The organism is Pseudomonas sp. Pseusp88, from assembly GCF_047303955.1.
Taxonomy (GTDB): Bacteria; Pseudomonadota; Gammaproteobacteria; order Pseudomonadales; family Pseudomonadaceae; genus Aquipseudomonas.
On record NZ_JBGLYM010000003.1, the window covers coordinates 38425 to 58766 of the forward strand.

The window sequence follows — 20342 nt, forward strand, 5'->3', positions numbered from 1 at the left end:
TCTAGACTTCAGCCTCCTCGAAGGCTTCAACAGGGCTCGTCCTGGGATGTCCGCAAGTCTGTTCCGGCGCCACCCTGCATGCAGTTTCGCCGTGGCGCCGTCTATGCTCAATGTGTTGCCGGTCAATCGTCCGTCGGTGTTGAGCATGCCGGCGGCTAACCTTATGTCCCCTATTGCGTTGGTCATGTCCTGCCATTGGGCATGTGCCAGAGTCTGGCCCCCCATGGATCCCGGGTGTGCCCCGACCATGCTGCTCGGGCCGATGCCGTGGCTGGACGCCAACAGCATCCTGATGTGCACGTGGCCGGGGTGATCAAGATCGCGTATCCAGGGTGAATGAACGGCTTTGTTCCAACAGCTTGCCATGGCCGTAGTCCATCGTCGCTGCAAGCTTGCCGTTGCCATGAAAACGCTGGAATGTCCCGTGCGACTGACCCAGCCGATAATGTTCGCGGGAAGCCAGGGTGCCGCCGCCCCATGCAGACTCATCGATCTGCAACAGCGTCCGGGCTTGAGCCTGTCGGTCTACATGGTGATCATGTGCTGGGCCTGATGCCGTAAGACAACGCTATGATTTGACAGGTCGTCACCTGTTTCTGATTTGGAATGGAGCCCAAGGAGCCGATTTGCTGGCGTCACCGGTATCACAGGCGCTATCGTCATTGGCTGACCTGACGCCATCGCCAGCAAGCCGAATCCTGCAGCGGGTTGCGCAGTGGCAGAAACTTGGCGGCATCCCATCAAAGGACTTGAGGAATCATGGTCATGAACAAACACCCCGATGGTGAAGTGATCGTGGTTTTCAACGCCGGTTCATCGAGCATCAAATTCGCCGTGTTCGATGCCGGATCCGGTCCGCTGCCGCGCAAGCCCCGGTGGTCGGGCAAGGTCGAGGGCATTACCGGGCCGAACCCGACCATCAGCGAAGGTGGCGGCGGGCCCTGTCAGTTGGCTCTGGACTCCGGTAAGCCCTATCACGCAGCCATGGATCACATTCGCCAGCGGATACGGGTCAAGCTTGACGGCCGGGCGATACGGGCCATCGCCCACCGCGTGGTGCATGGCGGGGTCAAGTACAACCAACCGGTACTGATCGATGCTGCCGTGCTGGCCGACCTGAAAAGCTACATTCCCCTGGCGCCGTTGCACCAGCCGTTCGCCCTGGACGCCATCGAAACGCTGCTCAACAGCCGTCCGGACTTGCCCCAGGTCGTGTGTTTCGACACCGCCTTTCACCAGACGCTGCCCGACGTCGAGAAAATCCTGCCCCTGCCCTGGTCTGCCTGGGAAAGCGGCCTGCGCCGCTACGGCTTCCACGGTCTGTCTTACCAATATCAGTCGTTGACCCTGGCGGAACGCTACGGCGCCCAGGCCATGGGCCGCACGCTGGTCGCCCACCTGGGCAGCGGCGCCAGCCTGTGCGGCATGCGTGGACTGCGCAGCGCCGTCACCACCATGGGCTTTTCGGCCCTGGACGGCCTGATGATGGGTACCCGCAGCGGCGCCCTGGACCCTGGCGCAGTCATCTACCTGATGGAAATCGGCAAGCTGAGCCTGGAGCAGGTCAGTCACATGCTCTATCACGAGTCCGGCCTGCTCGGCGTTTCCGGGATCTCTGCAGATCCGCGGGTGCTGCTTGAGTGCGAAACCGCGCAACCCCGCGCCGCCATGGCCCTGGCGTTGTATCAGCGGCGCTTCCTGCATGAAGCCGGTGCACTGGTGGCGGCCCTGGGCGGGCTGGACATGCTGGTGTTTACCGCCGGCATCGGCGAGCACAACGCCGCCATCCGTGCGCGCCTGTGTCAGGGGCTGGCATACCTGGGGGTCGAACTGGATGAAGCGGCCAATCTGGCCCATGCTTCGGTGATTTCCAGTGCGGCCAGCCGGATCAAGGTGGTGATCGAACCGACCAATGAGGAATGGGTGTGTGCATTGACGGCGCAAACCCTTACCGATTGACGCGCTCCTCGGCAGCACCTGCTGAATTGTCCGGGCGGGCGCGGAAGAACTCACAGAAAAAACTGATCGCACCAAACACCGCGATAAACGCCAGGATCAGCATGCCAAGGGTTGAGTTGTTCATGGGAAAGCCCTGTAAAGGAAGACGACCCCGGTAGTAATCCACTTCCCGCGTTCGCGGCGCAATCGACTCTACGGGATCTTTACGCGTGGGCCCCGGTTGATACGGACTCTATACGCAAGCACCGCTGAGGCACGGAATATCCGGTAATAATCGCGCCCTTCAAATAAACCAGAAGCTAGATATAAATACCGCCTTCGCGTCCTGCCAAGGCTCTAATCTGCGCGCCTTCGTTGCTCCGGTAACGATCGGATTTGACGATCCGACGCACAGCTTTACGCCTCAGCTAAAACACTTTTGATCGCTCAACAGTGCTATGGCGGCTGCGTATGGAAGATCCTCGGATCTACCGGTTCTGCGTCCCGGTCGTCAATCCATATGTAGCCGCCACCCATTGGTTTGACGACGATGCAGCGGCACCCATTCAGACGTAGAGGCTTTTTGATGACTGCTCATGACCTACAAGGACGCTATACCCCCCTCTCCCACCCCGGCCTCGACAGCCCCGTGCTGATGCTCGATACCCAGGCCCCACTCAAGGACATGCACGCCTGCACCGTGCTTCGCGTCAACCTGGTTACCCAATTCCTCGACACCCTGGCCAACCTCAAATGCACCGGCGCCGACGAACACGACCTCGTCGCCCTGGCGGGTACGGCGCATATGCTGATGCAGGAAACCTGCGATGTGAACCGGGCGATTGAAGAGCGGCTGTGGCGTGGGGTTGAAGCCATCCAGTAAACATTGTGGGACCGGCTTTAGCCGGGAAAGCCGCTCCATTGAACGCAGTTATTTCGCGGATATACCGCCCCTTCCCAGCTAAAGCCGGTCCCACACTAACTCCCTGATCCAGCATAAATAATCACTGCCGCCCGCAACTTGTCCGCGCCAAAACAACTCATGCGATTGAAATCGGTATGACTCACCGGCAGGTGCTGGCAGTCCAGTGCCTGCCGATGCTGGCTGTGATCGATATCCGGGTCATGCAGATAAACAAAGTCCTGATCGCAATCGGTGACCATCACCCAATGTGGTGCCTTGGAGCGGGTCAGGCGATAGCTGCTGATCAATACCAGCGGCCTGCCGCCCTCGGCCAGCAAGCGCGGCAGATTAAGCGGTTGGTTGCGCAACTGGCGCACATCGCTGGCCTGCAACTCACGCTCGAACTCTTCATGCACCAGGCGCATCACCTGCTTCTTGTGCTCATCGCGCACGCCACCAAGAAACAGCGGCCCCGGCACCGATACCAGCAGGCTCACCGCAAAGCCCCGTCGCGCCGCCGCCAGCGCCAGCCCTTGGGGGCTACAGCCGCCGTGGCCGGAGGTCATGAACACCGTGGTCGCCTCACGCCACAGTTGCAGTTCTTCGCGGCGCTCCATGGCACGATCCGGTTGCAAGGCTTTCATCGCCATCAGCAGGCACGCCGGGCCGCAGGTGAAATCCAGGGTCTGCTGGTAATACGGCACCTGACGGACCTGGCCGTCCTGGTGCTGCAGAATGCGCTTCTCGTAACGCAACGCCGGAGCGTGGTCCTGATAATAATCCTCGACCTCGGCGAAGCGTCGATAGCCCATGCGCTCGTACAGGCCGATAGCCGTCGGGTTATCGGGGCGCACTTCCAGACGCAGGTAGGCGCAATCACGCTCGAGTGCCTGGGCTTCGGCCATGCTCAGCAGGTGCTTGCCCAGGCCATGACCCCGGGCCGAATCGGCAATCGCCAGGGAATAAAGGCGCCCCAGTGACGTGCCGCGATGGAACAGCACCAGGGCATAGCCGCACAGTTGCCCGCCACCTTCAGCGACGATCAAACAGGCATTGGCACGACTGATCATCCAGTGGAAGTTGCGCGCCGAGAGCCGGTCTGTGGCGAAACACTGATTCTCCAGTTGCATCAATGCATCGACATCCAGCACGGTCGCATCGCGGTATATAAAGTTCATGGGCACCGCCGTAAAAGTTAAGTAACGAAACGGGACATTTCCAAAAGCACATGCTTAATAGAAAAGACTTGTTCCCCAATGGATCGACTACTTATGTCCGCGGTGCCGGTGAAGATGAATGAAGTATCGACGCAACTTTCCCGTTCGGCAATCACGAAAAGCATTCCGCCAGGCCGGGCGGGCAACAGCCAGAGCCAACTGCTGATCATCGTTGAACGCCTTGAGGATTGGGCCTCCTACTTCCCCAGCGAAGACCTGATCAGCGCCCAGGACTACCTGGAAAAACCCCAGCCCGACAACGGTGGCAAGCGCGTCCAGGTCATCAATCTGTGCCGCAGTTATAAATATCTGGGCCATGGTTACTACTGTTCATTATTGGCCGAAGCACGCGGCCATCATGCCTTGCCCTCCGTCAAGACCATTAGCGAGCTGACCCGTAAATCACTGTACGGCCTGGCCCTGGATGACCTGGACAAGTTGCTCGAACACACCCTGCTCGATCACCCTTATAACGACACCGAAGCCTTTACCCTCAGTCTGTACTTCGGCCAGACCACTCTGGCGCCCCTCAAGGATCTGGCCCGCCAGCTGTTTGAAGCCTTTCCCTGTCCTATCCTGCTGGTGGAATTCCGCAAGCGCGGCAACTGGCACATCACCGGGATCAAGGCTGGCGCGCTGCCCCGCCTGCGCGATGACCAACAGGACGAGTTTGCCCTGGCTCTGGACGGTTTCAGCCGCAAAATCTGGCGCCAGCCGCGCTCGCGACGCATGGCCCGCTATGACCTGGCGATCCTGCACGACCCGCAGGAACAGCTGCCGCCCTCCAACGCCAAGGCGCTGGCCAACTTTATCCGGGTCGGCCAGGGCCTTGGCATCGATGTCGAATTGATCGAGAAGAAAGACTACGCTCGTTTGGCCGAATACGACGCGCTGCTGATTCGCGAGACCACCAGCGTCGACAACCACACCTATCGCTTCGCCAAGAAAGCCGAGAGCGAAGGGTTGGTGGTCATGGACGATCCGGCGTCGATCCTGCGCTGCACCAACAAGGTCTACCTGACCGACCTGCTCAAAAGTCAGGGACTGGGCATGCCCAGCACCGAAATCCTCTACAAGGATCGCCCCGACGACCTGGACCGGGTGGCCGAGCGACTGGGCTTTCCCCTGGTATTGAAGATTCCCGACGGCTGTTTTTCCCGAGGGGTGATCAAGGTACAAGACCGCGCCGAAATGCTCGAGGCAACGGCACAACTGTTCGAACACTCGGTGTTGTTGCTGGCCCAGGAGTTTTTCTACACCGAGTACGACTGGCGCATCGGCATTCTCAATCGCAAGCCGATCTTTGCCTGCCAGTACTTCATGTCAAAGGGCCATTGGCAAATCTATAACCACAAGGCCAAGGGCGGTGAGATCAACGGTGAATGCCGGACCATGGCCGTCCACGAGGCACCGCGCGCGGTGGTAGAGCTGGCCCTGCGTACCGCCAATCTGATCGGCAATGGCCTGTATGGGGTCGACCTCAAGCAGTCCGGGGACAAGGTGGTGGTCATCGAGGTCAACGACAATCCCAACCTTGATGCCGGTATCGAGGACGCTTATCTGAAGGACGACCTCTACAGCCTGGTGCTCGAAGAGTTTGTCCGCCGCCTGGAGATCAAGCGCCTCGGCCAGGCATGGTGAGGCGATGATCAGATCACTGCGGCTGCAAGACGGTCGGCTCTACCCCGCCACACAGCAACCGGCCCAGGTGTTGTGGTGCAGCAAACCCGATGTCGGCGACCACGACTGGTTACGGCTGCACTTTCGCCTGGATGAACACGCCGTCGCCTCGGCCCTTGACCCGGACGAGGTGTCACGCATCGAATTTCACCCGGACTCGCTGTTCCTGATCTGGAAGCGCCCGGAGAACTACTCGGGACAGGACAGTTTCTCCTTCGACGTGTCTTCGTTCGGGCTGTTGCTGCGCGATGACTGCCTGTTGCTGATTTGTAACGACGACAAGCCACTGAGCGGGCTTGGCCGTCGCGAGACAATGAATGAACCGCTGGATGTATTGCTCGACCTGTTGTTCAACAATATCCATCACTATCTGGGCCACCTGAAGGTGATCAAGATGGTCGCCCGGGAGTTGCAACAGAAATTCAATTCGTCCCTGGAAAACCGCCATCTGCTGCAGATGTTCAACCTCAGTGAAAGCCTGGTGTATTACATCAACGCGCTGCACAGCAACGGCGCCGTCCTGACCCGCCTGCGCAATCATGCCGAGAAGAAACATTACAGCAGTGACTGTCTGGGGCTGATCGACGACATGATCATCGAGAACAACCAGTGCTACAAACAGGCGGAGATCTATTCGACGGTGTTTGCCGGGCTGATGGACGCCCGGGGCAACCTGGTCAACAACAGCACCAATAACCTGCTGCGCAAACTGACCCTGATCAACGTGGTGTTTCTACCCCTGAACCTGATCGCCGGCATTGGCGGGATGTCCGAATACAGCATGATGACCGCGCCGCTGCCGTGGTGGTGGTCCTACACGGCACTGATCGTGGCGATGCTGGGGATGGGCGCGGCGATGGTGTGGGGGTTGCGGCGGATGGCCAGGGCGTCGTGATACAGATCCTGGACAGGATGAGCACCCACCGCAAACGCCAAACATGTGAATTCTGTGGGAACGAATTGTGGGAGCGGATTCATCCGCGAAGGGGCCAGTGCATCCAACACATTGGCGGCGTCCGGAATAAAGCCTTCGCGAATGAATTCGCTCCCACAGTAGCGCTGTGCATATCGTCGGATCTGTGCGGATTCATCCGCGAAGGGGCTGCTCTGGCTTTACAGCAAACATAGAATCTCCCACAAAACCGAGCCATGCGTACCATCATCTGTGGCTCTCAGCTCAGGTCGGGCAACCTACCGGCCCATTGTTCAAGCCCTGCTTGTAGTTTTCATACTCCAGCGACGCCTTGCCATTGACCCACTTGAGGGTCAGAACCAGCACCGAGTCGAAATCGTCTCCGGTCCAGTCATCCACCAGTTTGACCTTATGGCCGGAGGCTTGCTGCGCAACCTTGTTGACCAGTTCCGGCAGATAGCCGTGGGACCAGGCAGTATAGATGGTTGCGTCGTGGTATTTGTCGCGCAGCAGCTCCGACGCCAGGTCACCGGTGTCGTTGGCGGCGTAGTCGATATTGATCGGCAGGCCGAGCTTGATGGCGCTGGGGCCAACTGTCATCAGCGGCCGCAGGTAGCTGTAGGATTTATCGCCAGCGCCTTCTTCAACGTGGCGGCTGGGGTTGGCGGCGAAGATGAAGTCAGCCTTGCCGAACTCCTTGGGCAGTAGCTCAGAAAGGTCGATGGCACGGTTCAGGCCCTGGCAGTTCAGTTGCCCCAGGCCCATGTCGGGTTTCTCCGCATGGCGAAGAAACACCAGGGTCTGGGTGCCGTTGGCAGGTTCGGCATGCACACCCAATCCGGCACCGAGGCTGAACACCGACGAGGTGATGACCAACACCGGCAACAGATAGTACCTGCCGTGCTTGCGTATACGGCTGAATATAGGCGTTTTGAAAAGGGTCATGGGAGTGGCAGTCCGGGTATACGTTTGAAGAAAGTACGACCGTTTGTTTGGGCCGTGTGCAGCCCTCAATGACGTCCTGTCAATCTATCGCCAGCCTTTCCTGTCGAGGCTCCCAGAGGGTAATGGCAATTTGTTTCGGTATGAAGAATGCAGGGTTCAGACGCGCAAATGACCAACAGGTTGCATCCGCTGGTCAAATAAGTGACTTTTTTGACGCTTTCAAGCAACAAAATATTTCGAAAAGACAAGGTGTTATGAGACAGGTTCACTTGTAGGAGCGAGGCTTGCCCGCGAAAGCAGTATTCCAGGCGCAGACAATATGTCGACTGCACACACCGCTTATTCGCGGGCAAGCCTCGCTCCTACAGATCATTGCGGCATTGCCGATAACGGAATCAACGCCCCGCGATGCTGAATCACGGTACTGGCCAGGCGATGCCCCGCCTCGGCAGCAGTAACCGGATCCGTGCCCAGTAACCGCTCAGCCAGATACCCGGCACTGAACGAGTCCCCCGCCGCCGTGGTATCGACCACCTGGGCCACCGCCTGGGCCGGGATTTCAAAACGCTGACCGTCAGCCTTGACCACACAGTTCAGTGCGCCACGCTTGACCACCACTTCCCCGATGCCCGGATAGGCCGCCAACAAGTGCTCGGTATCGGCGTAACCGTACAGGGCCTGTTCGTCATCCTCGGTCAGCAGCGCCAGATCCACCTGTTGCAGGCAGTCCCGATATGCCACCCGCGCCTGCTCGACACTGGTCCATAGCCGTGGCCGATAGTTATTGTCGAACACCACCTTCGCCCCCCGACTGCGGGCTTCGGTCAGTACCTCCAGCAACCGCGCCCGGCCTTGCTCGCCCAGCACGGCCAGGGTGATACCGCTGAAATACAGCACGTCGTACTCCGGCAACGCCGCGAGGATGGGTTCGGCGGCGGCCGTGGTGAAGCAGTCCCGCACCGCCGCTTCGTTGCGCCAGTACAGGAAACGCCGTTCGCCATTGCCATCGGTCTGGATGCAATACAGCCCCGGCAAACGCCCCGACAGGCGCTGGACCTGCGCAAGGCCGATGCCTTCCTGCGCCCACTGCCGACACATGGCGTCACTGAAACTGTCGTCGCCCAGGGCGGTGACGTAGTCCACCTGCCCCCGGCTGCCCAACAGACGGGTCAGGTACACGGCGGTATTCAGGGTGTCGCCGCCAAAACTCTGGTGCAGGCTGCCATCGGCGTGCTGCTGCAACTCGATCATGCATTCGCCGATCAGGGCGATGCGCAGATTGGATTCAGGCATGGACCAGCCCTCAGAAGCAGGTATCGAAGGACTCGATCACCGTCAAGTCGTCGCCGACCAGACAGCCCGAACGCCATTTATCGAAAGTCAGGCACGGGTGTGAGGTGCCGAAGGCGATGATGTCGCCGATCTTCAGTTCGCAGCCCGGCGCCACCGTCATAAAGGCATGCTGATCCATCACGGCGGTGACCTTGCAGGCGCTGACATCTTCGCCCGTGGCTGGCAATACACCGGCCTTGTAGCGCAGCAGCGGCATGGGCAGGCCGGCATCGTAGGCGACATCGCGCTTGCCCAGGGCTATCACGGCAAAGCCCGGTTCCGGCATGGACTGCACATGGGCCCAGACCTCCAGGGCCGGGCGCAAGCCTTCGGTGAGTTCGCTGCGACGATCCAGCACGCAGCATTGCGCGTCTTTATAGATGCCGTGGTCATGCACCACGTAGCTGCCAGGGCGCAGCACGCTGAGGAAGCGATCACGTACGGCCTTGGCGTCGAAAGCTTCGGCGATCAGGTCGTACCAGGCAGAGCCGGACGCGGTGACGATGGGCCGGTCCAGGGCAAAGGCGCCCTTGTCCTGCAACTGAACGGCGAGGCTGACCAGTGAGGCGGCGAAAGCCTTGATGCCGCTGACGGCCTGATCACCGTGGATCACCCCTTCGTAGCCTTCGATACCAGTCAGGGCCAGGGCCGGTTGTTCGGCGATGGCAGCGGCCAGGGCCAGGACTTCCTGTTCGGAACGGCAGCCGCAGCGACCACCGACCACACCGTATTCGATCATCACATTCAGGCGCAGACCACGGGCGCCGAAGAACTCACCCAGGGCGGCGACGTTATCGGGGTGATCGACCATGCAATGGAAATCGAACTGGCTGTCGGCAAGCAGCTCGGCAATCAGCGCCATATTCGGTGCACCGACCAATTGGTTGGCCAGCAGCACCCGACGCACGCCATGGGCGTAGGCCGCGCGAGTCTGCACAGCCGTGGCCAGGGTAATGCCCCAGGCCCCCTCTTCCAGTTGCCGACGAAACAGGGCCGGCACCATGCTGGTTTTGCCATGGGGCGCCAGTTCGGCGCCGCTGTTGCTGACAAAGGCCTGCATCCAGCGAATATTGTGATGCAGCGCCTCTTGGTGGATGACCAGGGCAGGCAGGCTGACATCACGGACCAGGCAGTCACCCGGTTGCGCGGCACCTTTTTCTATGGCGGCAATACTCATTGTTGTTCTCCTGATAGAACGCGGTGGCAGAAATGCGACGCGCTGTTGCAGATGCGCCGTCACCCACTGAATTAACCGCGTTTTCGAGGGACCGGCTTTAGCCGGGAAGTGATATGGCAGACGATAGAAGTGTATCGATCCTGCCTGCGCCTTCCCGGCTAAAGCCGGTCCCACATTGTTTGCGGCGCGACAGCGCGGCGTTGAAAACGGGGCGGGATCACCTACCCCCGTCAGTCATTGATTCGACGAGCCAGGCCATTGGCGCTGTCGATCAGCACCCGGCGATACTCGTCGTAGTTTTTCTTCGCGTCGGCCCGGGGCGCGACGATGCACAGGGTAGCCATGCAAATGCCGTGTTCGTCCCTGACCGGGGCGGCGAAGCAATGGGTAAAGGTGTCGGCGACACTGTCGAAGGAAAAGAAGCCCTCTTCCCCTGCGCGACGAATCTGATCGATAAAGGTTTGCAGCGGCAGGCGCTCACCGTCTGGCAGTATGAAATCCTCGGGATCGATCAGGTCGCTGATCGCCTGATCGCTCAGGTGGGCCAGCAGCAGGCGGCCGGAGGCGGTCCAGGGAATCGGCGCGTCTTCGCCTATATCCGAGGAAATGCGGAAATGCCGCTCCCCCTCTTTCATCAGCGCCACGGTGTATTTGCGCCCGTTGAGCAGGCACATTTGCGCGGTTTCCCGGGTCTGGCTGACGATCTCGCCCAGGCTGGCTTCGGCCTCACGGGTGAAATCGAAATGCCGCAGGTGCGCCTGGCCGAGAAAGTACAGCTGCCGCCCCAGGTAGACATGACCTTCCTTGCCGACGGTTTCCAGAATGCGCCGCTCCAGCAGGGAGCTGACCAGTTCATAGACCGTCGATTTCGGGCTGCCGATGCCACTGGCAATTTCGTTGGGACGCAGGGGCGTACCCTTTTCCTTGAGGAAATCGAGAATATCGAACGCCCGGTCCAGACCACGGGCCCTGCGTTTGATGGTGTCTTCGGTCATGTCGGTGCTGTCCTGAGAATGTGACGCGGATTCTACGCCCGGTTACGCCGCTATCGTGCTGCAAACACGCAATCTGTAAGAGCTGCCGAAGGCTGCGAATGGCTTCACAACGCGCTCGCAGCCTTCGGCAGCTCCTACAAAACCGCATTTCAATCAAATAGGGGGTCGGTTACGCCGCCTTTTTCTTGTAGGCAATGCAATCGATCTCGACCTTGCAGTCCACCATCATGTTGGCCTGTACGCAGGCCCGCGCCGGGGCGTGCTCGGGGCTGAAGTACTCGCCAAAAACCTTGTTGAAGCTCCAGAAGTCCCGCGGGTCTTCAAGCCAGACGCCGACGCGCACCACGTCTTTGAGTTCATAACCGGCTTCGCTGAGGATCGCGACCAGGTTCTTCATGGTCTGGTGAGTTTGCTCGACGATACCGCCGTTGATGATCTCGCCGTCAACGGCAGGCACCTGGCCGGACACATGCAGCCAACCATCGGCTTCGACGGCACGGGCGAAAGGACGGGGCTGGCCGCCGCCAGCGGTGCTGCCTGCACCGTAACGAGTAATGCTCATGGGGATCTCCTGTCAGTGAGCTTAAAAGCGGATGTTCTTGAGGAATTCGCTCAAGCGCGCGGATTTCGGCTGCTCGAACAATGTCTTGGGTGGGCCCTGTTCCTCGATACGGCCCTGGTTCATAAAGACGATCTGGTCCGACACTTCGTAGGCGAAGCGCATTTCGTGGGTGACCAGCAACATGGTCATGCCCTCCTCGGCCAGATCCTTGATCACGCTGAGCACTTCGCCGACCAGCTCCGGGTCCAGGGCCGAGGTGACTTCGTCGAACAACATCAGGCTGGGGTTCATGGCGATGGCCCGGGCAATGGCCACGCGCTGCTGCTGACCACCGGACAGTTGCCCCGGAAAGTGATCACGACGCTGCAACAGACCGACCCGGTCGAGCCATTTTTCCGCCAGCGCGACCGCCTGATCCTTGGGCATCTTCTTCACCTTGAGCAAGCCCAGGGTAACGTTCTGCAAGGCGCTCAGGTGCGGAAACAGGTTGAACTGCTGGAACGCCATACCGGTCATGGCCCGGTGCTGGGCGATGACCCGCTCGGCATGGCGCACGCGCTTGCCGTCGATATCGCTATAACCGATGTCCTGACCATCCAGACGAATGTGCCCACCCTGGAATTCTTCCAGCAGATTGACGCAGCGCAGCAAGGTGGTCTTGCCCGAGCCGCTGGAGCCGATCAGGGTCACGACATTGCCCTTGTTCATGTGCAGGTCGACGCCCTTGAGCACTTCGACTTCGCCATAGGACTTGTGCAGGCCTTCAATGCTCAGCAGGGCCGGGGCGACTTTTGCGGTTGAGATTTCGATCATGGCAAGGCCACCCGTTTTTCGATGAATCGCCCGAGCAGCTCGATGGCGTAGTTGATGATAAAGAACAGAAAACCGGCGAACAGATAGAACTCCAGGGTCATGAAGGTCCGGGCGATGATCTGTTGGGTACTGAGCAGCAATTCGGCAACGCCGATCACCGAGAGCAGGGTCGAAGCCTTGACGATCTCGGTGGAAGAGTTGACCCAGGTCGGCAGGATCTGCCGCAGAGCCTGGGGCAACAGCACGTAGGCCAGGGACTGCTGGAACGTCAGGCCAATGGCCTTGCCTGCCTCCAGTTGCCCGCGTGGAATGGCTTGCAGGGCGCCGCGCACGATCTCCGCGACGTGGGAGCCGCAGAACAGGGTCAGGCCCAATGCTCCGGCCTGAAAAGCGCTGATCTGCCAACCCAGGGCCGGGGCCATATAAAAGACCGCCAGCACGAGGACGAAAACCGGCGTGCCGCGAATCAGGTCGACGTATAGCCGAAACGGCAAGCGTGTCAGGGTGTTGCCGTAGGTCAGGGCCAGCCCGGCAAACAAGCCGATAAACGTGCCGCAGACAATCGCCAGGGCCGAGCACTGGATACTGGTCAAAAAGCCTGACCACAAGGTTTCCCGGGCGGCCCAGAGCACTTGCAGCCAAGTGAGGGGTGGATTCATGACGGCCTCCTAGCGGCGTATCGCCAAGCGCTGTTCGAGGTAGCGCAAGAGCATGGCAATGAGATAGCAGGCAGCGACATACAGCGCCGTGGTCACCAGCCAGGTTTCGATAACCCGATAGCTTTCGACGTTGATCTTGCGTGCGTAATAGGTCAGCTCAGGCACGGCAATGGCCGCGGCCAGGGAGGTGTCCTTGAACAGCGAGATAAAGTTGTTGGACAGCGCGGGCAAAACGTTGCGCAGCATCACCGGCACAAGAATGTAAGCCCGCACCTGCCACTCACCCAGGCCAATGGCCAGCCCGGCTTCGCGCTGGCCCTTGTGAATACTCAACAGGCCTGCACGGAACACTTCGGTCAGGTAAGCCCCGGCGTAGAACGACAGGGTGACGATGAACGAGGACAGTTTATCCAGGCGAATGCCCAGCCCCGGCAAGGCAAAGTAGATCAGCAGGATCAGCACCAGGATCGGCGTATTGCGCACCACGGTGACATAGACCGAGGCCAGCACGCGCAAGGCGCGGTAACGCGATAGCAGGGCAAAGGCCGCCATCAGACCGATCACGCAGCCGATGGCGATGGAGATCAGCGCCAGCTCAAGGCCCAGCCCCAACCCCGCCAGCAGGCTGGGAAAGTCGCGCCACACGGCGGAAAAATTCAACTGATAGTTCATGGTCAGCAGTACCAGGGACGGGCAAGCCTTGCGGCCCACCCTGCCCCATCAATCAAGGTTCGACTTATTTGAATTCCATCGGGAAACCGATCGCCGGGGTTGGCAGATCCACGCCGAACCATTGTTTGAACGACGCGGCATACATCGGGAACTCCACACCGGTCATGGCTTCATGCAGGGTGGTGTTGACGAAATTCAGCCAGTCCTGATCGCCGCGCTTGACCGCACAGGCGTAGGTCTGCGGACTCCATGCATAGGCCGGCGAACGGTAGCGACCAGGGTTCTGCACCATCAGGTACTTGACCGAGGATTGATCCGTGGCGGCGGCATCGGCACGGCCGGAATTGACCGCCTGATACATCAGGTCGACGCTGTCGTATTGATCGACCTTGGCCTGAGGCAGGGCCTGGTGCACCAGTTCTTCGGCGTAGACGTTCTGCAATACGGCCACGGTAACGCTGGAACCGGCGGCCTTGAGATCGTCGATTTCCTTGTACTTGCTGGCCTCCGGCAACAGCAGGCCGACACCTTCGCGATAGTAAGGCAGGGTGAAGGCCACCTGCTGGGCACGGCTGGCGGTCACGGTAATGAACTGACAGGTGATATCGACTTTGTCCGTCAGCAGGTTGGGAATCCGCGCATCAGAGGACTGCACCACGTACTCGACCTTGCTCGGGTCGTTGAACAGGCCCTTGGCAATGATGTGCCCGATATCGATATCGAAACCGTGCAGCTTGCCGTCGACGCCCTGGAAGTGCCAAGGGGCGTTGGTGCTGCCGGTCCCGACGACGAGTGTGCCGCGTTTCAATACCGTATCCAGTTTGCTGTCGGCTGCCTGCACCGAAGTGACCAGGGTGGCTGTTGCCGCCAGCGCAAATGCACAAGCTTTCAGAAAGGAAGGTCCGCGATGCATGACATGAACTCCGCCGAGATAAGTGTTTATTCCGCTATAACGGAACTAGGTATGTAACAACGGAATAGACAGCAGAAAGTGTGCCACAGAACCCCAGGCTCATGGCAACCCCGAAAAAAGCGATTCAGATCAAGGTAATAACCAGGGCGACAACCACAACCGCGATGAATGCAGCGGATAACCTGCTGCTACCGGCCCACCCAGCACTGGGTAACAAGGCCCCAATGCTGTGCGCGATTGCGCCACAAAGGCGCAGTGCTATATTCGCGTCTACATCCTTTCGATTACCAAGGAGCACCATGTCCCTGCCCGAACAGCCGCATCAACGTGCGCTGGCACTATTTCTCGCAGATCGCCCCGCGCTGCAGGAAACTCTGGATCACCTCAACCCCCTCGCCGCCCAGGCTGCGGGGCTGACGCAACAGCAATACCGGGAAGAGCGCCTGCACGAAGCGTTCGAGGAAGAGGCGCAACGCCTGGGATTGTTCGCCTGGGAACTGACCTTGCAACTGACCGCAGAATCGCCTGAGCAATTCGAGGCGCAGCGCCTTGAGGTACATAAGGAAGTGGCCGAGATGGCCGGAATGGAATGGGCGGAATATTGCGAGTTGAATGGGCTCAAGAGCGCCGGATAAGTAGCGTGTAGAGAATATTGCGGGAGACAATTGTGGGAGACTCTGTGTTTGCTGTAAAGCCGGAACGGCCCTTTCGCGGATGAATCCGCTCCCACAAATCCGACAATATGCATGCGCCACTGTGGGAGCGAATTCATTCGCGAAGAGGCCAGTGAATACGATAGATATATCGTTTGTAGCGCCCTGGTCGCGAATAAATCCGCTCCCACATCGATTCAGAGACAGGTCGCGATTGCCGCTACCCGCCGCTCCGAAACTTCGCCACTGCGCTTGGTGTAGTACTCGACCAAGGTATTGCGCCCCTGCGCATATACATCGGCAAAGAATTCATTCTCAGTGGTGAACACCGTATGACCGCCCTCGCCCCGTGGGTTCATGAACACGTCAAAGCTGTTACCGAAAAGTTTTTCATCCTGCCAGGCAATCTGCAGGCACTGCGCTACGGCGGCTTCCGGCTTTTCACTGGTCAGGGTCTGCTTCGGACCACCAGAACGCGCCATCCCTGAAGGCGCGGCGCACCCGGCCAGCAACGCGGCAGTGAGTACACAGAGTAGAGTTTTCATGGCATGCCTTTGCTGAAAAAGCGCGATTCTATCATCGCCCCCGCATCACGCCAGTTCGAACAACACATCCTGAGCGCCTTCCCATAACGTCTTGACCCCCAGCTTGCGCAGGTTTTCCTTGCCCTCGACGATGGTCAGGAAGTGATTACCGGCCAACTGCCCCATCTTGCTGGCAAAGCAGCAGGAGCCATAGGCCACAAGCAGCTCGGTTTCGCTGTAGCCGCCGGGATAGAACAGAATGTCGCCCACTGAAGGATGGCTGGTGGCGTTCTCAAAACCGATGGGTTTGCCGTCCAGCGCCAGTTGGTAATCCCCCAGCGGCACCCAGCAGCCCTCGCCGCTCCAGCGCACGTGAATGAATTTCTGCCGGTAAGGCAGCAATTGCAGGAATGCCGCGACGGTCTGCGGGGCATCGGGGTTGGTTTCGGCGAGGAATGAAAAGCCGCCGGTGGTGATTTTGATGGTGGTCATAGCTCATCTCGTGGTTGGGACCTGCCCAGCTGTGGGCTCAAATTCCCTCTATCTTCTCATAAGGTGTTTGCAGGTCACGTTCGGGAATTTCCCAGATGATCAGTTTCGGGGGCGTCTGTTTAAAAGCCGGGTTGTTGAAATACTGGTTTGCGCTACCGGAGAATTCGCCACCATCCTTGGCGAAACTGCCAACAGATGCACCGAGAGCCAGTTGCAGGAAACCCAGGAAGTTTGAGTTTCGCGAGAATGAGGTGCCGATCAATGCGACATTGGGCAGATTGCTGTCTGCGAACAAGTCGTCAAGGTTGTCACCCCCTGTCTGAACGTTCTCTTGACGCTCGCTGATCTTTGTAGCCGCGACACTTTCCGTGGCAGGTTGCAAGCGTAACGGTAGCCAGTCGATTCCGGCCAAGCGCACCAAATCACCCGGACGCAAGGTCAGAGCATCGCTTTTTACCTCGAAGTTTTTCTTCGGCGTCGCACTAATCCCCAGCGTGCGCACCTGAGCAGCAATGGCATTGGCAGCAGCGTTCGCTCCGGCTTCGCTCCAGTGCGTGTCGGTACGCAGGTAAGCCGCCGCACCCAGCGGTTGAAGGGATGGCGCCAGGTCCAATACTGATACACCCGCCTGACTTAACTGACTGGTCCAGTCCTGCACCCTTCTAATCAGTATGGCCGGGCGGCGTAAATCACATAAGTAATCGGAAGCCATGCGGCTTTTATCCGGCACAACCACCACCAATAGCTTGATGCCTCGCTGTTTTACGCGCTGCTGGATATCGCTGAGCGTTTGCATTTTGACCAGGGCGTTGGCTTGGGCATGCGGGTTGATACGAAACTCGTCAGTGAGAAACAACCAGCCATCACACCCTTGCCGCACCCGAGGGCCGGCATCATGAAATAGCAGCCAACTGACGCCGCGCTCCAGGTTTGCGGCCTGTTCAGGCAGCCAGGACTTGGATAACTGCTTGGCAACCTTGTGGGTGAGCGTGCCGTGCAGTACCTCATCAGCGGTGAGATTGGCTGGTATCAGCTCGACTTTTCCATTGACCAGTAACCAGGCACAGGAAAGCAGCCCGACCGAGAGCATCGCCGCCAGAGCGACTCCCGGAAATTTACTGGCACTGGCGGCGAGTTTACTCGGCGCAACCGGTGTAGGGGACGGAGGAAGTGTTGGCGTCGTCATCAGAACTGAAAGTACAGAAAGGGCACGGCTTCCCGGCTGGCGATCAGCGCAAAGCACAGCAGGAAACCAGCTACGGGCCAAAGGGCGGCAGCCAATGCGAACAGCGCATTGTCAGCCAGTCGTTGTTCATATCGCGTCTGCCATATCGGCAGGATCACGCACAGCACACCCAAGAGTGCTGCCAAGCCCTGCACCGGGCGCATCGTCACTGCCAGCGCATCCCCCAGGGCCATGCCCTGCAAGCCAAACTGCCCGGCGTACATGCTCAGCGCCGCATGAAAGTTCGGCGCGCGAAACAGCGTCCATGCCAGACATACGAACAATAAGGTCAGTACATGTGCCAGCCAACGGGGTACGGCCGGCAGGCTGGAACGCGACCAGAGACGGTCGACACACAACGCCACACCATGGGCCGAGCCCCAGAGCAAGTAATTCCAACTGTCACCACCGTGCCAAAGCCCGGCAATGGCCATGGTCAGGAACAAGTTGCGATAGGTTTTCCACACACCATTGCGGTTACCACCCAGCCCAATGTACAGGTAGTCGCGCAACCAGCTTGACAGCGACAGATGCCAGCGCCGCCAGAAGTCCTGGATGCTGCTGGCCAGATAAGGCCGATTAAAGTTTTCCGGGAAATGGAACCCCAGCATCAGGCCCAGCCCGATGGCCATCGCACTGTAACCGGCAAAGTCGAAGAACAGTTGCAACGAGTAAGCAAGGCAACCGATCCAGGCATCGATGAAGGAAGGACTCTCCAGATGAAAGGCTGAGTCCACGAGTGGCGAAAGGGTGTCGGCCACCAACACCTTCATGCACATGCCGACCATAAAACGCCGTGCACCCAGGGTGAAGTTCTGCCAATTGAACCAACGCTGTATCAGTTCTCGACGAACCCAGTCGTAACGGATGATCGGCCCGGCAATCGAGTGGCCGAACATCGAGATGTAGGTCGCGTAATTGATGAAGCTGCGCTCCACCGGCACGGTATGCCTGTGCACGTCGACCAGATAGGAAATCGCTTGCAGCACTATGAACGACAACCCTGCCGGCAGTGCGACTTTCTGCCATTGCAGCGGCATCGCACCGTAGTAAGTCATCAGTTCGGCCCAGGTGGCGGCGAAGATATTGGCGTATTTGTACCAGCACAACACTGCGGTGTTGAACACAATCAGTGCGATCAGCAACCGAACGCGCCCGCGCGAGTCTTCACGGGCACGGTCGATTAAAAGACCGCCCCCCCACGCGACAATAGTCAACGCCATGTGCAGCGACAGAAACAGGGGGCTTAACCAACCGTAGAACAGCCAACTGCCTATCAGCAGTACCAGGTTACGCCCGCGCTGCGGCACCAACGCATAGATCAGCATAAAGAGTGGCAGGAACAGCGTCAGGAACTCGAGCGAGGCGAAGACCATGGCAATTGCGCAATCCGATCAGTGGGACAACAAATCAGTGGCGAACAGCAATCGTGGGCCGGACGCAGATGGCAGCAACAGAACGCTGTAACGCTCCCCCGCCTTCAACTCACCAAGGTCCAGCGCAGCGCCGACATTCGCGCCCCCGCACACCAGCTGTACCGACAGCTGCACCGGGTTGATCGAGCGGCGCTGCAAGCCGCCTTCAGCGACCCCTTTGAACAGATCAGCATTGCGTCCGGCAGGGCGCAGAACGGCGTCGGCGCAGGTGACGTCGAGATTGAAGAAACCCAACGAGGCCTTCAGGCCGTTGAAATCATCCGGGATGTCATGCACGGTCACCGTCTTCACCCCGCCCTTACCGTCTGAGAGTGCGACCACGGAGGCGAACTCTCCCGGCTCGACCTTCAGCAGCAGTGGAACATGCTGAGCGCCACTGACCAGGCTGCCCTTGATGTCATTGCTGGCCTGCACCGCAAAGAACTGCGAGGCGGGCTTTTGCGTATCGAGCTTGAGCGGCGGTTGCCCCTCTTGGGCAATCACCTGCACCGGCTCACTACTGCCATTGATAAAACGGATGAATGCCGAATCTTCGGCTGGGCCCGTGGGATACAGCGGAATATCCGCGGCCAGTGCATTGGAGCTCAGTAACAGTGCCGCAACGACGCTCAGGTCCCGGATAGCACTCATCACTTGGCCCCTTTCACAGCGTCAGCTGGCAGCTTGCTCAATGCATCAGCAATAGAGGTCGCCCAGGATTTGTAACCGGCCACAGTGAAGTGCTGGCCATCGGTGGTGACCCATTGGCCAGGCTTGGAGAAGGTCAGCGAATCGATATAGCTGCACGGCGCGACATTACTTGCCAGGAACTGCGACATCAACTGGGTGCGCGGATCGTTCTTCTGGTACATGCCACCGGCCTTGCCCCAGGCTGGGCCGACCCACGCACATTTGGTTCCGGTCGCGGCGATGGCCTTGGTCAGACCAGTAACACTTTGCCAGGCCCATGCCTTGGGGAACGCCGGCTTATCGTACGAAGCCATGGTGTCGGCAATGACCAGCACGACCAGGTCGGGCTTGTCCTTGGCGATCAATTCGCCTATCGGCGTGGTGGTGGCTTCGCGGCCTTTAATCTGTAGTTTGTCGCCATTGACCTGCTCCGCACCACAGTCCACCTTCTTGGTGATCAGCCAGTCACCAGGGTTGGCACCACAGGCGCCAATGGAATGTACTTTTGCCCCTTGGGCAACCAATGCGGCATTCAATGGCTCGGTCAGATGGTCGGCAAGGCTCATATGGCTTTCACCCAGCACCAAAAGGGTCATACCCGCAAGGACAGAAGCTGGCATAAG

Annotated in this window: 23 protein-coding genes and 1 pseudogene; 6 read left to right on the forward strand and 18 right to left on the reverse strand. The window is 59.3% G+C overall.

Annotated features, from left to right (window positions below; genetic code table 11):
* Positions 1-41: 41 nt before the first annotated feature.
* Positions 42-336: pseudogene (locus ACCD02_RS04770) on the forward strand (PAAR-like protein).
* Here ACCD02_RS04770 and ACCD02_RS04775 read toward each other — a convergent pair.
* The gene (locus ACCD02_RS04775; protein ID WP_413298928.1) at positions 314-499 is read right to left on the reverse strand and encodes a hypothetical protein; all 186 of its coding nucleotides are present in this window, start codon (positions 497-499) and stop codon (positions 314-316) included. The pseudogene ACCD02_RS04770 and the gene ACCD02_RS04775 sit on opposite strands and share 23 nt — an antisense overlap.
* Before the next feature lie 266 nt (positions 500-765).
* Here ACCD02_RS04775 and ACCD02_RS04780 point away from each other — a divergent pair, with 266 nt between their 5' ends.
* Positions 766-1959 carry an acetate/propionate family kinase gene (locus ACCD02_RS04780; protein WP_413298930.1) on the forward strand — a complete coding sequence of 398 codons (1194 nt, stop codon included), beginning with the start codon at positions 766-768 and terminating at the stop codon, positions 1957-1959.
* Here ACCD02_RS04780 and ACCD02_RS04785 read toward each other — a convergent pair.
* A complete protein-coding gene (locus tag ACCD02_RS04785) occupies positions 1949-2083 on the reverse strand; it encodes a hypothetical protein (RefSeq protein ID WP_413298932.1) in 135 nt (44 codons plus the stop codon). The genes ACCD02_RS04780 and ACCD02_RS04785 overlap by 11 nt on opposite strands.
* 441 nt (positions 2084-2524) lie before the next feature.
* On the opposite strand from ACCD02_RS04785, the gene ACCD02_RS04790 reads away from it, so the two are divergent.
* Positions 2525-2821, forward strand: a complete 297-nt coding sequence (locus tag ACCD02_RS04790) for a hypothetical protein (protein ID WP_413298934.1) — start codon at positions 2525-2527, stop codon at positions 2819-2821.
* Between the two features lie 95 nt (positions 2822-2916).
* Here ACCD02_RS04790 and ACCD02_RS04795 read toward each other — a convergent pair whose 3' ends face one another.
* On the reverse strand, positions 2917-4020 hold the full coding sequence (locus ACCD02_RS04795; protein WP_413298936.1) for a peptidase C39 family protein: 1104 nt from the start codon (positions 4018-4020) through the stop codon (positions 2917-2919).
* A gap of 93 nt (positions 4021-4113) precedes the next feature.
* On the opposite strand from ACCD02_RS04795, the gene ACCD02_RS04800 reads away from it, so the two are divergent.
* Together ACCD02_RS04800 and ACCD02_RS04805 are read left to right on the forward strand one after the other, a co-directional pair.
* Positions 4114-5700 (forward strand): RimK family protein, encoded by a 1587-nt coding sequence (locus ACCD02_RS04800; RefSeq protein ID WP_413298938.1) that lies wholly within the window; start codon positions 4114-4116, stop codon positions 5698-5700.
* A 4-nt stretch (positions 5701-5704) separates the two neighbouring features.
* Positions 5705-6634 (forward strand): magnesium transporter CorA family protein, encoded by a 930-nt coding sequence (locus ACCD02_RS04805; RefSeq protein WP_413298940.1) that lies wholly within the window; start codon positions 5705-5707, stop codon positions 6632-6634.
* Positions 6635-6916: 282 nt separating this feature from the next.
* Here the strand turns inward: ACCD02_RS04805 and ACCD02_RS04810 are convergent, their stop codons facing one another.
* The 9 genes from ACCD02_RS04810 to ACCD02_RS04850 form a co-directional block, all read right to left on the reverse strand.
* Positions 6917-7597 carry a hypothetical protein gene (locus tag ACCD02_RS04810; RefSeq protein WP_413298942.1) on the reverse strand — a complete coding sequence of 227 codons (681 nt, stop codon included), beginning with the start codon at positions 7595-7597 and terminating at the stop codon, positions 6917-6919.
* Positions 7598-7966: 369 nt separating this feature from the next.
* Positions 7967-8890 carry a sugar kinase gene (locus ACCD02_RS04815; protein WP_413298944.1) on the reverse strand — a complete coding sequence of 308 codons (924 nt, stop codon included), beginning with the start codon at positions 8888-8890 and terminating at the stop codon, positions 7967-7969.
* 10 nt (positions 8891-8900) lie between these two features.
* On the reverse strand, positions 8901-10106 hold the full coding sequence (locus tag ACCD02_RS04820; RefSeq protein WP_413298946.1) for an amino acid deaminase: 1206 nt from the start codon (positions 10104-10106) through the stop codon (positions 8901-8903).
* 230 nt (positions 10107-10336) lie between these two features.
* On the reverse strand, positions 10337-11101 hold the full coding sequence (locus tag ACCD02_RS04825) for an IclR family transcriptional regulator (RefSeq protein WP_413298948.1): 765 nt from the start codon (positions 11099-11101) through the stop codon (positions 10337-10339).
* 169 nt (positions 11102-11270) lie between these two features.
* Positions 11271-11663, reverse strand: a complete 393-nt coding sequence (locus ACCD02_RS04830) for a RidA family protein (RefSeq protein ID WP_413298950.1) — start codon at positions 11661-11663, stop codon at positions 11271-11273.
* Between the two features lie 21 nt (positions 11664-11684).
* On the reverse strand, positions 11685-12476 hold the full coding sequence (locus ACCD02_RS04835; protein ID WP_413298952.1) for an amino acid ABC transporter ATP-binding protein: 792 nt from the start codon (positions 12474-12476) through the stop codon (positions 11685-11687).
* Positions 12473-13135 (reverse strand): amino acid ABC transporter permease, encoded by a 663-nt coding sequence (locus ACCD02_RS04840; RefSeq protein ID WP_259103790.1) that lies wholly within the window; start codon positions 13133-13135, stop codon positions 12473-12475. Before ACCD02_RS04840 ends, ACCD02_RS04835 begins: the two co-directional genes overlap by 4 nt.
* Positions 13136-13144: 9 nt before the next feature.
* Complete coding sequence (locus ACCD02_RS04845; RefSeq protein WP_259103972.1) at positions 13145-13807, reverse strand: amino acid ABC transporter permease; 663 nt, start codon at positions 13805-13807, stop codon at positions 13145-13147.
* A gap of 64 nt (positions 13808-13871) precedes the next feature.
* Entirely contained in the window at positions 13872-14720 is an 849-nt protein-coding gene (locus ACCD02_RS04850) for a transporter substrate-binding domain-containing protein (RefSeq protein WP_259103791.1), read from the reverse strand.
* Between the two features lie 299 nt (positions 14721-15019).
* On the opposite strand from ACCD02_RS04850, the gene ACCD02_RS04855 reads away from it, so the two are divergent.
* On the forward strand, positions 15020-15355 hold the full coding sequence (locus tag ACCD02_RS04855; RefSeq protein WP_413298955.1) for a DUF6388 family protein: 336 nt from the start codon (positions 15020-15022) through the stop codon (positions 15353-15355).
* 215 nt (positions 15356-15570) lie between these two features.
* On the opposite strand, the gene ACCD02_RS04860 is transcribed toward ACCD02_RS04855, so the two are convergent.
* Genes ACCD02_RS04860 through ACCD02_RS04885 form a run of 6 tightly spaced genes read right to left on the reverse strand, consistent with a single transcriptional unit; the run spans position 15571 to position 20339 of the window.
* Positions 15571-15918: a 2-oxoacid ferredoxin oxidoreductase gene (locus tag ACCD02_RS04860; protein WP_413298957.1), complete on the reverse strand. Its 348-nt coding sequence runs from the start codon at positions 15916-15918 to the stop codon at positions 15571-15573.
* Positions 15919-15963: 45 nt separating this feature from the next.
* Positions 15964-16389: a DUF3830 family protein gene (locus ACCD02_RS04865; protein WP_413298959.1), complete on the reverse strand. Its 426-nt coding sequence runs from the start codon at positions 16387-16389 to the stop codon at positions 15964-15966.
* A 37-nt stretch (positions 16390-16426) separates the two neighbouring features.
* A complete protein-coding gene (locus ACCD02_RS04870) occupies positions 16427-17575 on the reverse strand; it encodes an alginate O-acetyltransferase AlgX-related protein (protein ID WP_413298961.1) in 1149 nt (382 codons plus the stop codon).
* The gene (locus ACCD02_RS04875) at positions 17575-18990 is read right to left on the reverse strand and encodes an MBOAT family O-acyltransferase (RefSeq protein ID WP_413298963.1); all 1416 of its coding nucleotides are present in this window, start codon (positions 18988-18990) and stop codon (positions 17575-17577) included. The genes ACCD02_RS04870 and ACCD02_RS04875 overlap by 1 nt, the downstream gene beginning before the upstream one ends.
* A gap of 18 nt (positions 18991-19008) precedes the next feature.
* Positions 19009-19680: a cell division protein FtsQ gene (locus ACCD02_RS04880; RefSeq protein WP_413298966.1), complete on the reverse strand. Its 672-nt coding sequence runs from the start codon at positions 19678-19680 to the stop codon at positions 19009-19011.
* A complete protein-coding gene (locus ACCD02_RS04885) occupies positions 19680-20339 on the reverse strand; it encodes an SGNH/GDSL hydrolase family protein (protein WP_413298968.1) in 660 nt (219 codons plus the stop codon). The genes ACCD02_RS04880 and ACCD02_RS04885 overlap by 1 nt, the downstream gene beginning before the upstream one ends.
* Positions 20340-20342: the final 3 nt, after the last annotated feature.

Bases quoted from the DNA above. Each gene is read 5' to 3' on its own strand.
- ACCD02_RS04780 (WP_413298930.1), top strand. From the start codon at position 766: ATGAACAAACACCCCGATGGTGAAGTGATCGTGGTTTTCAACGCCGGT.
- ACCD02_RS04785 (WP_413298932.1), bottom strand. From the start codon at position 2,083: ATGAACAACTCAACCCTTGGCATGCTGATCCTGGCGTTTATCGCGGTG.
- ACCD02_RS04790 (WP_413298934.1), top strand. From the start codon at position 2,525: ATGACTGCTCATGACCTACAAGGACGCTATACCCCCCTCTCCCACCCC.
- ACCD02_RS04795 (WP_413298936.1), bottom strand. From the start codon at position 4,020: ATGAACTTTATATACCGCGATGCGACCGTGCTGGATGTCGATGCATTG.
- ACCD02_RS04800 (WP_413298938.1), top strand. From the start codon at position 4,114: ATGTCCGCGGTGCCGGTGAAGATGAATGAAGTATCGACGCAACTTTCC.
- ACCD02_RS04805 (WP_413298940.1), top strand. From the start codon at position 5,705: ATGATCAGATCACTGCGGCTGCAAGACGGTCGGCTCTACCCCGCCACA.
- ACCD02_RS04810 (WP_413298942.1), bottom strand. From the start codon at position 7,597: ATGACCCTTTTCAAAACGCCTATATTCAGCCGTATACGCAAGCACGGC.
- ACCD02_RS04815 (WP_413298944.1), bottom strand. From the start codon at position 8,890: ATGCCTGAATCCAATCTGCGCATCGCCCTGATCGGCGAATGCATGATC.
- ACCD02_RS04820 (WP_413298946.1), bottom strand. From the start codon at position 10,106: ATGAGTATTGCCGCCATAGAAAAAGGTGCCGCGCAACCGGGTGACTGC.
- ACCD02_RS04825 (WP_413298948.1), bottom strand. From the start codon at position 11,101: ATGACCGAAGACACCATCAAACGCAGGGCCCGTGGTCTGGACCGGGCG.
- ACCD02_RS04830 (WP_413298950.1), bottom strand. From the start codon at position 11,663: ATGAGCATTACTCGTTACGGTGCAGGCAGCACCGCTGGCGGCGGCCAG.
- ACCD02_RS04835 (WP_413298952.1), bottom strand. From the start codon at position 12,476: ATGATCGAAATCTCAACCGCAAAAGTCGCCCCGGCCCTGCTGAGCATT.
- ACCD02_RS04840 (WP_259103790.1), bottom strand. From the start codon at position 13,135: ATGAATCCACCCCTCACTTGGCTGCAAGTGCTCTGGGCCGCCCGGGAA.
- ACCD02_RS04845 (WP_259103972.1), bottom strand. From the start codon at position 13,807: ATGAACTATCAGTTGAATTTTTCCGCCGTGTGGCGCGACTTTCCCAGC.
- ACCD02_RS04850 (WP_259103791.1), bottom strand. From the start codon at position 14,720: ATGCATCGCGGACCTTCCTTTCTGAAAGCTTGTGCATTTGCGCTGGCG.
- ACCD02_RS04855 (WP_413298955.1), top strand. From the start codon at position 15,020: ATGTCCCTGCCCGAACAGCCGCATCAACGTGCGCTGGCACTATTTCTC.
- ACCD02_RS04860 (WP_413298957.1), bottom strand. From the start codon at position 15,918: ATGAAAACTCTACTCTGTGTACTCACTGCCGCGTTGCTGGCCGGGTGC.
- ACCD02_RS04865 (WP_413298959.1), bottom strand. From the start codon at position 16,389: ATGACCACCATCAAAATCACCACCGGCGGCTTTTCATTCCTCGCCGAA.
- ACCD02_RS04870 (WP_413298961.1), bottom strand. From the start codon at position 17,575: ATGACGACGCCAACACTTCCTCCGTCCCCTACACCGGTTGCGCCGAGT.
- ACCD02_RS04875 (WP_413298963.1), bottom strand. From the start codon at position 18,990: ATGGTCTTCGCCTCGCTCGAGTTCCTGACGCTGTTCCTGCCACTCTTT.
- ACCD02_RS04880 (WP_413298966.1), bottom strand. From the start codon at position 19,680: ATGAGTGCTATCCGGGACCTGAGCGTCGTTGCGGCACTGTTACTGAGC.
- ACCD02_RS04885 (WP_413298968.1), bottom strand. From the start codon at position 20,339: ATGCCAGCTTCTGTCCTTGCGGGTATGACCCTTTTGGTGCTGGGTGAA.